A 1,094-nucleotide genomic window follows, 5' to 3' on the forward strand; every position below is an offset into this window, starting at 1 on the left:
GGCGGTTGCAGGAGCTGAGTGCAACACGGTTATTGAATTGAAGCAGGAGCCTCATGTTGCAAGCCCATCAGCTGAGTGAATACCTCGATCGGACACAGCCAGTTAAATCGCTTGCGTGGTCGGATGTTCAGCAAATACGCAAACTTGTCCAACTCCTCTTGGGTGTACCTGGACAGGTCAGTTCCCTTGGGCAAAAACTGGCGGACAAGGCCGTTGGTGTTCTCGTTGGTTCCACGTTGCCATGGGCTGTGTGGGTCAGCAAAGTAAACAGCAATACCCGTCTTCTGAGTGAGTTCGGCGTGCCTGGCCATTTCCTTGCCCTGGTCATACGTCATGCTTTTACGAGCGGCCAGCGGCATGCCATTGAGCGCCGCGCTGAACCCTTCGACTGCCGATGTCGCCGTAGCGTCATTCATTTTCACCAGCATCAAATAGCCGCTGGAGCGCTCAACGAGTGTCCCGACCGCCGAGGCGTTGTTCTTCCCCTTGATCAAGTCGCCCTCCCAGTGCCCTGGCATCAAACGGTCTTCAACCTCCGGCGGGCGCAGGTGAATACTGACCATATCCGGAATCTGGCCGCGACGATCAACGCCCCCAGCGCGCGGTCTACGTGTGCTCTTGCCTTGTCGCAGACACTGCACCAGCTCCTTGCGCAACTCCCCGACGGGCATCGCATAGATCGCTTTGTAGATGGTTTCCCGGCAAACGTAGGCTTCTTCGAAATTGATTTTCATGACACGCAGCTTGCCCGCGATTTGCTCTGGGGAAAAGCGTTCTCGAAGCAAATGAAGCACCAGCTCGAAGCGTTCATTGCCCAGAACCAATTTTCTGGCAGGGCGGCAAACTTTACGGCGCTCGCGAGTGTGAGCCTGTGCAACGTGGGCAACGTATCTCCCATTGAGGGATCGATTGCGACGCAACTCGCGGCTGATCGTAGAGGGGCTTCGGCCAAGCATTCGAGCTATCTCGCGCTGACTAAGACCTTGATATTGCCCGACCTGGATCGTGGCGCGTTCTTCGACGCTGAGTTCTGTATAGGACATGGCGGCACCTTACCGGAGGGTGAGGTGTTGCACTCAGTTTTTGCGGCCGCC

1 protein-coding gene is annotated in these 1,094 nt (G+C 56.5%); it reads right to left on the reverse strand.

From position 1 onward, the window contains the following. Positions 1-29: 29 nt before the first annotated feature. Complete coding sequence (locus tag H096_RS16360) at positions 30-1,043, reverse strand: IS30 family transposase (protein ID WP_033900015.1); 1,014 nt, start codon at positions 1,041-1,043, stop codon at positions 30-32. Positions 1,044-1,094 lie beyond the last annotated feature (51 nt).

It is taken from the genome of Pseudomonas sp. FH1 (assembly GCF_000510895.2).
GTDB classification, from domain to species: domain Bacteria; phylum Pseudomonadota; class Gammaproteobacteria; order Pseudomonadales; family Pseudomonadaceae; genus Aquipseudomonas; species Aquipseudomonas azotoformans_A.